This is a genomic window from Kitasatospora sp. MY 5-36 (genome assembly GCF_001182915.1).
Lineage (GTDB): Bacteria > Actinomycetota > Actinomycetes > Streptomycetales > Streptomycetaceae > Kitasatospora.
On sequence record NZ_LFVW01000458.1, the window covers coordinates 1 to 9,536 of the forward strand.

Sequence of the window (9,536 nt, forward strand, 5' to 3'; positions counted from 1 at the left end):
CCCTCGCCGGCGCGGGGTGGCTCCGGTGAGCCGGCCCCACGGCGCGCCCGGGCGGCCGCCGGTCCACTGGGCGCCGGACCTGGTGCTCGCCGCGGTGGTGGTCGCCGGGGCCGTCGCGGCGGCGTCCGTCGGGTCGTTCGTGCTCAACTGGCTGAAGCTGCTCGCCCTGTACGGCCCCGGGGTGGAGGCCCTGGACGTCTTCGGCGTCGTGGTGATGCTCGTCCTGCTGGCACTGACCGGCCTCGGCACCCGGCGGCTCGGGTACCGGATCACGCCGTACGCCGCGCTGGCGGCCGCGCCGCTGATGCCGCTGGTGTTCTGGCTGACCTCCGACGTCCCCGTCATCGGCCGGTGAACGCCGCGCGGCCGCTCCGGCCGACCGGCCACCCGGCCGACCCGCGAGAATGGCCCCGTGGACACCGAGAACCTCCAGCCGCTGCTGACCCCCGAGGGCCAGGCCCTGCTCGCCGAGCTGCGCGAGTTCACCCCCGAGGAGGAGCTCGCGCTGGCGACCCGCCTGCGGCGGGAGCACCCGGCGGAGCTGGTGTCGGCCGCGTTCGGGCAGGCGCGGCTGCGGCAGCGGGCGCGGGCGAAGTTCGGGGCGGACGCCGACCTGATGTACTTCACGCCCAACGGGGTCGAGCAGTCCACCCGGCGCAGCGTGGCCGAGTGGCGGGCCCGGCGGTTCGCCGACCTGGGCGTACGGCGGCTGGCGGACCTGTGCTGCGGCATCGGCGGGGACGTGCTGGCGCTGGCCCGGGCCGGCATCGAGGTGCTGGCCGTCGACAAGGACCCGGCGGCCTGCGCCGCCACCGCGGCCAACGCGGCCGCGCTGGGCCTGGCCGACCTGGTCGAGGTGCGCTGCGCGGACGTCGCCGAGGTGGACGTCACCGGCTACGACGCGGTGTTCACCGACCCGGCCCGGCGCACCGCGCGCGGCCGGGTGTTCGACCCGGAGGCGTACGCCCCGCCGCTCTCCTGGGCGATCGAGGCCGGCCGGCGGACCCCGATCGGCGCGCTGAAGGTCGCGCCGGGCATCCCGCACGAGGCCGTGCCGGAGGACGCCGAGGCCGAGTGGGTCTCGGACCACGGCGACGTCAAGGAGGCGGTGCTCTGGTTCGGCACCAGGGCCACCAGCCCGCACCGCGCCACCCTGCTGCCGCACGGCGCCAGCCTGACCGGCGGCGACCTGCCCGACCCGCCGGCCGGCCCGGTCGGGCGCTACCTGTACGAGCCGGACGGCGCGGTGATCCGGGCCCACCTGGTGGCCGAGGTGGCCGGGCAGGTGGGCGGCCGGCTGATCGACCCGAAGATCGCCTACCTGACCTCGGACGAGCTGGTCGCGACGCCGTACGCGCACGCCTTCGAGCTCACCGACGTGCTGCCGTTCAACATCAAGAAGCTGAAGGCACTGCTGCGCGAGCGGGCGGTCGGCACGGTGGTGATCAAGAAGCGCGGGATGGCGATCACCCCGGAGGAGCTGCGCCGCCAGCTCAAGCCCTCCGGGCCGAACACCGTCACGGTGATCCTCAGCCGCACCGACAACGGGCCGCTGATGATGCTGGGGCAGCCGGTCTGACCCCCTGGGCGGCCCGGCCCGGCCCACGGCGCCGGGACCGGGACCGGGACCGGGCTACGAGGCGGGCGCCTGGATGTAGTCCTCCAGCCGGGCCACCGAGAAGCCCTGCTCCTGGATCCGGGCCAGCAGGTCGCCGAACATCTGGGTCATCGTGGCGCCCTTGAGCTCCTTGGGGCCGCGGAAGTGCGCCAGGACGATGTCGCCGGGCTTCAGCTTCTTGTCCGCGGCCTGGTACTGCATGTCGTGGATCTGCATCGACTCGCGCCAGAGCACGATCGCGCGCGGGCCGCACTGCTGCACCGAGGTGTTGAGCATCGGGGTGTTGGCGCCGTCGCCGAACGGCGGGCGGAACAGCAGCGGGGCGGTGCCGTACTGCTGGGTGAGCGCGGCCTGGTCGTCGCAGATCTCGGCCTTCTGCTTGTCGGCCGACAGCTTGCTCATCACCGGGTGGTCCACGGTGTGGTTCTGGATGTGGTTGCCCAGCGCCTGGAGCGGCTTGAAGTAGCCGTAGTCGTTCTTGACGATGTCCTTCGTCAGGAACATCGAGATCGGCACCTTGAGGTCGGTGAGCATCTCGACGAACTTCGGGTCCTTCTCGGCGCCGTCGTCGATGGTGATGAAGACGACCTTGTCGCTGGTCTTCACATCGCTGAACACCGGTACGGGGCCGGTCCGTTCGAGCTTGATCGGCTTGTCGGCGGGCGGCGTCGGGGCGGGGGCGAGCGGGGTGAGGTTCCACTTGGCCCAGGCCGCCGCGTCCGCGCCCGCCGAAGGGGGCGCCGACGCGCTGGTCGGCGCGGCGCCGGTGGGCCGGGGCGTGGCCGCCGCCGTCGTGGCGGCGGGGGCGGCACCGCCACCGCCCCCGTTGTCCCCGCACGCGGTGGCGAAGGCCAGCAGGGCCAGCGCCCCCACCCCGTACGTCCTGGTCCTGCTCCGCCTGATCACCGCTGCGCGCTCCCGGTTCCCGTCCAGCCTTCTCTCAGCTATGCACGGTACCGACCGCCGCGGCGGTTCCCGGCCAGGGGCTACTCGACGTGCTCGCTGGTGAAGGACCAACGGTGCACCGGACGGCCGAGCAGCCCGGCCGGCGGGTCGGCGACGGGCACCGGCTCGCCGTTCCACCAGGTGATCAGCAGCACCCGCTCACCCGGGGCGGAGAGCAGTTCGAGGCGCTCCAGCCCGGCCGCGCCGCGGACCGCGGGCAGCACCGACTCCCGTACCCAGGCGGCGAGTTCGTCGCCCCGGCCGGTCGCCGCCCGGGCCTCCCACATCGCGGCGACGGTCATGCCGCGCCGCCGCCGAGGGCGTCGTAGGCCTGGCCGTGGAAGTCCGTGTGGGGCACGTGGGTCTCGGTCACCGGCAGCGAGGAGTCCGCCGACAGGTCGAGGGCGGACGGCGTGCGGTCGCGCCACACCATCTCGGCGCCCAGTGCCGCGACCATCGCGCCGTTGTCGGTGCACAGGCCCGGCCGGGGCACCCGCAGCCGGATGCCGGCCCGGTCGCAGCGCTGCTGGGCCATCTCGCGCAGCCGCGAGTTGGCCGCCACGCCGCCGCCGATCATCAGGTGGTCGACGCCGTTGTCCTTGCACGCCTTGACGGCCTTGCGGGTGAGCACGTCGGTGACCGCCTCCTGGAAGGACGCCGCCACGTCGGCGACCGGCACCTCCTCGCCGGCCCGGCGCTTGGCCTCCACCCAGCGGGCGACGGCGGTCTTCAGGCCGGAGAAGGAGAAGTCGTACGCCGGGTCGTTGCGGCCGCTCAGCCCGCGCGGGAAGGCGATCGCCTTCGGGTCGCCCTCGCGGGCCGTGCGGTCGACGATCGGGCCGCCGGGGAAGCCGAGGCCGAGCACCCGGGCGACCTTGTCGAAGGCCTCGCCGGCCGCGTCGTCGATGGTCGCGCCGAGCGGGCGGACGTCGCTGGTGATGTCCTCGCTGAGCAGCAGCGAGGAGTGCCCGCCGGAGACCAGCAGGGCCATCGTCGGCGAGGGCAGCCGGCCGTGCTCCAGCTGGTCGACGCAGATGTGCGAGGCGAGGTGGTTGACCCCGTACAGCGGCTTGTCCAGCGCCCAGGCGTACGCCTTCGCGGCGCTGACGCCGACCAGCAGCGCGCCGGCCAGGCCGGGGCCGGCGGTGACGGCGATGCCGTCCAGGTCGCTCGCCTTGATCCCGGCGGTGTCCAGGGCGCGCTGGATGGTCGGGACCATCGCCTCCAGGTGCGCGCGGCTGGCGATCTCCGGGACGACGCCGCCGAAGCGGGCGTGGTCGTTGACGCTGGAGGCGACCGCGTCGGCCAGCAGCGTGGTGCCGCGCACGATGCCGACGCCGGTCTCGTCGCAGGAGGTCTCGATACCGAGGACGAGCGGTTCGTCAGCCATGGCGGGTGTCCTCAATGTCCTTCGGGTCAGTGCTGTCAGTGCTCGGGTGGTCGAGGCGCATCACCAGCGCGTCGACGTTGGCGGGCTGGTAGTAGCCGCGCCGGATGCCCACCGGTTCGAAGCCGTGGCGCTCGTACAGCCGCTGGGCGCGCGGGTTGTCCACCCGCACCTCCAGCAGCAGCTCGGCGCACTCGCGCCGGGCGGCCTCCCGGATCAGGTCGGTGAGCAGCGCCGTGCCGAGGCCGGCGCCCTGGTGGCGCTCGTCGACGGCGATGGTCTGGACGTCGCCCTCGCCGGCGATCGCCATCAGTCCGGCGTAGCCGACGATCCTGCCGTCCGGGGCGGCCGCGACGGTGTAGTGGCGGGTGCCGCCGGGGTGGGACTCGGCCAGTTCGGACCAGAACATCCCGGCGGACCAGGCGTCCTCGGGGAAGAGCCGCAGCTCCAGCTCCAGCACCGGCGCGATGTCCCACCAGCGCATCGGGCGCAGGGTGGTGCCGTGGTTCACGCCGGGAGCACCGCCTTGCCTCCCAGAACGTTCTTGTAGGCCGCGGGGACCTGGGCGTCCGGGCGGCGCAGGTACAGCGGGTGGTTGGGCAGCAGCTCGCGCCCGGCGGCCAGCTCGGCGGCGGCGAAGCCGGCCAGGGCGCCGGCCGAGACGTGCTCGGGGCCGTGCGCGCCCGGGAAGGCGTCGGGGTAGAGCAGCGCGCCGGCGCCGACGGAGCGCGGCTGCGGGGTCAGCTCGGCCGGGCGGTCCACGGCGGGGCCCTCGGTGCGGCGGCCCTCGGCGTCGTACGAGGCCCAGTAGACCTCCTTGCGGCGCGCGTCGGTGGCGGCCGTGAACGGCTGCCCGGCCAGGCCCTCGGCGCGGGCCTGGAAGGCGATCGCGTCCAGCGTGCAGACGCCGTGCACCGGCAGCCCGAGCGCGTGGCCGAGCGCGGCGGCGGTCACCAGGCCGACCCGCAGGCCGGTGTACGGGCCGGGGCCGACGCCGACCGCGATGCCGGTCAGCCGGTGCTTGTCCACCCCGGCGGCCCGCAGCACCTGGTCGATCGCGGGCAGCAGCAGTTCACCGTGGCGCCTGGCGTCGACCTGGTGGGTCTCGGCGAGGACGGCCGTGCCGTCGTGGACGGCGGCGGTGACGGCGGGGGTAGCGGTGTCGAACGCGAGCAGCAGCACGGGTCAAGGTTAGACCGACGTTGGGCCGACCGGCCGATCGGCAGGGTGTACCAGGCGGGAACACAGATCCGAGGCACTGCGACCCGCGCGGATGAACCTGGCACGATGGGGCCGTACGTAAAGGGACGGCGGCGGGAGCGGCAACGTGGCGAAGATGGGTCCTGGAGTGGTGGTCACGGGGTTGACCCTGGGGGCCCTGGCGGTGGTGAGCCTGCTGGCCTTCCAGGCCAACGGCGCCCAGGACCGGGCCGGCGGCCCCAAGCCCACCGCCACCACCACGGCGACCGGCACGGCCACCGCCGCGGCGCCCACCGCCGCGGCCACCCCGACCGTCCCCCCGCTGCCGGCCACCTCGGGCACCGGCACCCGGGTGGTGTACTCGGTCGGCAGCCACTACGTCTGGCTGGTCGACCCGAAGAAGAGCCCGCAGGTCGCGGCCGCCTTCCCGGTCACCCCGGGCTCGGTCGAGCCGGCCCCGGGCAGCTACGCGGTGTACAGCCGCACCCCGACCACCACCGGGACGGACGGCAAGCAGATCGAGCACGTGGTGCGCTTCGCGCAGCAGAACGGCGTGGTGTTCGGCTTCAGCGCGGCGGTGGACGGCGCGACGCCGACCACCGACCCGAGCGCCAAGACCGGCGGCATCCGCAGCGGCCGCGCCGAGGGGCAGCTGCTCTGGGACTTCGCGCCGAAGGACACCAAGGTGGTCGTGATCGCCTGAGCCCGGACGGGACCGGGCGGCCCGGATTCGGGTTCGAATTCGGGTTCGGGTTCGGGAGGAGCGGCCTCAGGCGGCCCGGGGCGTCCGCGCCTCGGGCCGTTCGTCGTGTCCGGGCCGCGGTCCGTCCTGCCGGGGGCGCGGTCCGGGCGGTGTGGACACCGCCTCGGCGGCCGCGCAGGCGGCCAGCAGCGCCCGCATCGGCTCTCCCGGAACGCGACGGGCGGACTCTCCGGCCCCGGCGGCGGTGACCGCGCGCTGCGGGGCGGGGGTGGTGCTCGACATGGCGCCTCCCTAGTTAGGCAGACCTAACCGCAGCACCCATCCCACCACGCCCGGCACCCCGGCCGCAACATCTTGCCGACAGTCTGTCGGCAAGATGTCGGCGAGTCCTCGGAGCCCCGTCGGCAGGTCGTCGCCGCCCTCCCGGCTATCCGAGCTCCGCCAGCGCCGCGTCCGCCCAACGCGGGCCGATGCCGGTCAGCACCACCCGGCGCGGGTCCTGGTCGTCCCCGCCCTCGGTGCCGCCGATGGCGCGCTCGATCCGGACCTCCAGCCGGTCCTCGGACAGCCGCTCGACCTTGCCCTCGCCCCACTCGACCACGACCACCGACTCGGGCAGCGAGACGTCCAGGTCGAGGTCCTCCATCTCGTCCAGGTCCCCGCCCAGCCGGTACGCGTCCACGTGCACCAGCGCCGGGCCGCCGACCAGCGAGGGGTGCACCCGGGCGATCACGAAGGTCGGCGAGGTCACCGCCCCGCGGACCTGCAGCCCCTCCCCCAGGCCCCGGGTCAGCGTGGTCTTCCCCGCCCCCAGCTCGCCGGAGAGCAGCACGAGGTCACCCGGCCGCAGCAGCGCGGCCAGCTCCCGGCCGAGCCGGCCCATCCGCTCCGGGGTGGGGACGGTGAGAGTGGCGTGCGAGCCCATGCGCGTGTCTTGCCCTTCGGTCCGTACGGCGCGCCGACCACCGGCCGCCACCGCTACCGTGCCACATCGGCGGGCACCCGCGCGGCGGGTGGGCCCTTCGGGCGGGCACCCGGGCCTCAGGCGGGGTCGACGACGGTCTCCGCGGTCCGCTCCCCGGCCAGGTCGAGGACGGCCGCGGGCAGCGGCGCGGCCCCGGCGAAGCCGGCGGCCCGGCGCAGCAGCCGGGCCAGCTCGTGGTCGACCAGCTCCGGGCACTCCAGCATCACCAGGTGCCCGGCGCCCTCGGCCAGCACCAGCTCCGCGCCGGGCAGCCGCTCGGCCATCGCCTCGCTGTGCGTCGAGGGCGTCAGCAGGTCCTTCGTCCCGGCCAGCACCAGTGCGGGCAGGCCGCGCAGGGCGTCCAGCGCCCCGTACTTCTCGTGCGCGCCGAACACCGGGTAGAACTCGGCAACCACGTCGATCGGGGTGGCGTCCAGCAGCTGCTCGGCGAAGCGCACCACACCGGGGTCGACGTCCCGGCCGCCGAAGGAGAACCTCCGGTAGAACACGGCGGCCACGTCCGAGCCCAGCCGCCTGGTCGCCTCGACCAGGTCGACCTGGCGGCCCAGCAGCTTCACCACCCCGGGCGCGACCTTCTTGAACAGCTTCGCGCCGGCCTTCGGCAGGCCGAGGCTGACCTCGTTCCAGTCCCCGGCGAGGGTGCCGATCAGCGCCACCCCGGCGACGCGCTCGCGGAACAGCTCCGGGTGCTGGTCGGCCAGCGCCATCACCGTCATGCCGCCCATCGAGTGGCCCACCAGCACCAGCGGCCCGGTCGGCGCGACGGCGTCGATCACCGCCTTGAGGTCGCCGCCCAGCTGGTCGATGCCGGCCGGCTCGCCCGCGAGGTACGAGCGGGAGCGCTCGGAGCGGCCGTGGCTGCGCTGGTCCCAGAAGACCAGCCGCAGGCCCTCGCGCAGCGCGGCCCGCTGGAAGTGCCAGCTGTCCTGGTTGAGGCAGTAGCCGTGGCAGAACACCACGGTCAGCGGCTCGGCACCGGTCCCGCCGTCCGGCCCGCTCCAGCCGGTGCCGTCCAGCTCGACGTACAGCTCGGTGCCGTCCGGCGCGGCCACCGTCCTCGGGCGCCCGCGCAGCGAGCCGTACGGGGCGTTCGCGTCCAACTCGGCCCGGGCCCGGCGGCGCATCGCCCGGCCGACGGTCAGCCGCTCGATCGCGACGCCCGCGGCCGCCCCGGCCGCCAGCACGCCGACCGAGATCCCGATCACACCCGCCCGGCTCACCCCGGAGGCGGCACCGGCCGCCCTGGCGACCGCCGCGACCGGACTGCCCTCGGCCGGCCCCCCGGTCATGCCGACCGGACCTCGGCGTGGCTGCCGCCCAGGTAGCGGCGGGGCACCCGGGCACCGATCCGGGTGATGATCTCGTACGAGACGGTGCCGCAGGCGCGGGCCCAGTCCTCGGCGGTGGGCTCGCCGCGCTCGCCGTTGCCGAACAGCAGCACCTCGTCGCCGATCGCCGGGGCGTCGCCGCCGAGGTCCACCACGAACTGGTCCATCGCGACCCGGCCGGCCACCGTGCGCCACTTGCCGTCGATCTGCACCGGGCCGGTGCCGCTGGCGTGCCGGGGGATGCCGTCGCCGTAGCCGACCGGGACCAGGCCCAGCGTCGTCTCGCCCGGCGTCGTGTAGTGGTGGCCGTAGCTGACCCCGTGCCCGCCGGGGACGTGCTTGACCAGCGCCAGCCGCGCGGTCAGCGCCATCACCGGGCGCAGCCCGAAGTCCGCCGGCGAGCCCACCTCGGGCACCGGCGACAGCCCGTACGCGGCCAGGCCGGTGCGGACCAGGTCGAAGTGCGACTCCGGCAGCAGCAGGGTGGCCGGGGAGTTCGCCAGGTGCCGGACCTCGGGGCGCAGCCCGGCGGCCTCGGCCGTGGCCAGCGCGACGCGGTAGGAGTCCAGCTGGGCCTGGATCGACGGGTGGCCGGGCTCGTCCGCCGCGGCGAAGTGCGACCAGACGCCGACGACCGTCAGCAGCCCCTCCGCCTCGGCCCGGCGGGCGGCCGCCACCAGCCGCGGCCAGTCGTGCGGCTGGCAGCCGTTGCGGCCGAGGCCGGTGTCGGCCTTCAGGTGCACCCGGGCCGGGATGCCGGTCTCGCGCACGGCGGGCAGCAGCTCGTCCAGCGCCCACTGGCCGCTGACCGAGATGTCCAGGCCCGCGCGCAGCGCCTCGCGCCACGGCCCGCCCGGCGTCCACAGCCAGCACAGGATGCGGGCCTGCTCGGGGCGGATGCCCGCGGCCCGCAGGGCCAGCGCCTCGTCCGGCGTCGCGCAGCCGAGCCAGCCGACCCCGTTCGCGACCGCCTCCCGGGCGCACTCGACCGCGCCGTGGCCGTAGGCGTTCGCCTTGACCGCGAGCATCACCGCCGTGCTGCCGACGCGCTCGCGCAACGCGGCGAGGTTGCCGCGCAGGGCGGCGAGATCGATGGTCGCCTCGGCCCGTACGCCGTCGGTGAGGGTGGCTGTGCCGATCGTGTTCGCAGTTGTCATCAGGGTCAGTCTCCCAGACGTCCCGGAGTCCTCGCCGAACGGCCCGTCGGCGCGGCGGCCGACGACCGGGCCGCGCGCACCGCGCCGACCTGCGGCGAACCGCTCGTCCGTCCCTTGCACGGACGCGTTCGACGGACCGTCCGGTTCCGGTTCCCGGCCCTCCGGAGGCCTTCCCGGCCTTCCCGGTCAGGGCGTCCGGACCGCCCGCCACAC

General features: G+C 75.3%; 12 protein-coding genes. 3 read left to right on the forward strand and 9 right to left on the reverse strand.

Features of this window, described 5'->3' with window-relative positions; genetic code table 11:
- Window positions 1-355, forward strand: a 355-nt coding sequence (locus AE652_RS26715; protein ID WP_234348550.1) for a hypothetical protein, incomplete at its 5' end; no start/stop codon positions are given.
- A 57-nt stretch (window positions 356-412) separates the two neighbouring features.
- Complete coding sequence (locus AE652_RS26720) at window positions 413-1,579, forward strand: class I SAM-dependent methyltransferase (RefSeq protein ID WP_049655947.1); 1,167 nt, start codon at window positions 413-415, stop codon at window positions 1,577-1,579.
- 54 nt (window positions 1,580-1,633) lie between these two features.
- On the opposite strand, the gene AE652_RS26725 is transcribed toward AE652_RS26720, so the two are convergent.
- The 5 genes from AE652_RS26725 to tsaB all read right to left on the reverse strand — a co-directional run bounded on the left by AE652_RS26725 (window position 1,634) and on the right by tsaB (window position 5,132).
- Complete coding sequence (locus tag AE652_RS26725) at window positions 1,634-2,524, reverse strand: polysaccharide deacetylase family protein (RefSeq protein WP_107086546.1); 891 nt, start codon at window positions 2,522-2,524, stop codon at window positions 1,634-1,636.
- Window positions 2,525-2,604: 80 nt separating this feature from the next.
- Window positions 2,605-2,865: a hypothetical protein gene (locus AE652_RS26730; protein ID WP_049655949.1), complete on the reverse strand. Its 261-nt coding sequence runs from the start codon at window positions 2,863-2,865 to the stop codon at window positions 2,605-2,607.
- Window positions 2,862-3,953 carry a tRNA (adenosine(37)-N6)-threonylcarbamoyltransferase complex transferase subunit TsaD gene (tsaD, locus tag AE652_RS26735; protein ID WP_049655951.1) on the reverse strand — a complete coding sequence of 364 codons (1,092 nt, stop codon included), beginning with the start codon at window positions 3,951-3,953 and terminating at the stop codon, window positions 2,862-2,864. The genes AE652_RS26730 and tsaD overlap by 4 nt, the downstream gene beginning before the upstream one ends.
- Entirely contained in the window at window positions 3,946-4,434 is a 489-nt protein-coding gene (gene rimI, locus AE652_RS26740) for a ribosomal protein S18-alanine N-acetyltransferase (RefSeq protein WP_049655961.1), read from the reverse strand. Before rimI ends, tsaD begins: the two co-directional genes overlap by 8 nt.
- A gap of 23 nt (window positions 4,435-4,457) precedes the next feature.
- Complete coding sequence (gene tsaB / locus AE652_RS26745; protein ID WP_049655952.1) at window positions 4,458-5,132, reverse strand: tRNA (adenosine(37)-N6)-threonylcarbamoyltransferase complex dimerization subunit type 1 TsaB; 675 nt, start codon at window positions 5,130-5,132, stop codon at window positions 4,458-4,460.
- Between the two features lie 154 nt (window positions 5,133-5,286).
- Between tsaB and AE652_RS26750 the strand changes: the two genes are divergently transcribed.
- On the forward strand, window positions 5,287-5,853 hold the full coding sequence (locus AE652_RS26750) for a hypothetical protein (RefSeq protein WP_049655963.1): 567 nt from the start codon (window positions 5,287-5,289) through the stop codon (window positions 5,851-5,853).
- Between the two features lie 66 nt (window positions 5,854-5,919).
- Here the strand turns inward: AE652_RS26750 and AE652_RS26755 are convergent, their stop codons facing one another.
- The 4 genes from AE652_RS26755 to alr all read right to left on the reverse strand — a co-directional run bounded on the left by AE652_RS26755 (window position 5,920) and on the right by alr (window position 9,323).
- Window positions 5,920-6,135: a hypothetical protein gene (locus AE652_RS26755; RefSeq protein WP_049655953.1), complete on the reverse strand. Its 216-nt coding sequence runs from the start codon at window positions 6,133-6,135 to the stop codon at window positions 5,920-5,922.
- 145 nt (window positions 6,136-6,280) lie between these two features.
- Window positions 6,281-6,778 carry a tRNA (adenosine(37)-N6)-threonylcarbamoyltransferase complex ATPase subunit type 1 TsaE gene (gene tsaE / locus AE652_RS26760; protein ID WP_049655956.1) on the reverse strand — a complete coding sequence of 166 codons (498 nt, stop codon included), beginning with the start codon at window positions 6,776-6,778 and terminating at the stop codon, window positions 6,281-6,283.
- Between the two features lie 116 nt (window positions 6,779-6,894).
- Window positions 6,895-8,127: an alpha/beta fold hydrolase gene (locus tag AE652_RS26765; protein ID WP_049655957.1), complete on the reverse strand. Its 1,233-nt coding sequence runs from the start codon at window positions 8,125-8,127 to the stop codon at window positions 6,895-6,897.
- A complete protein-coding gene (gene alr, locus AE652_RS26770; protein ID WP_049655958.1) occupies window positions 8,124-9,323 on the reverse strand; it encodes an alanine racemase in 1,200 nt (399 codons plus the stop codon). The genes AE652_RS26765 and alr overlap by 4 nt, the downstream gene beginning before the upstream one ends.
- Between the last annotated feature and the right edge of the window lie 213 nt (window positions 9,324-9,536).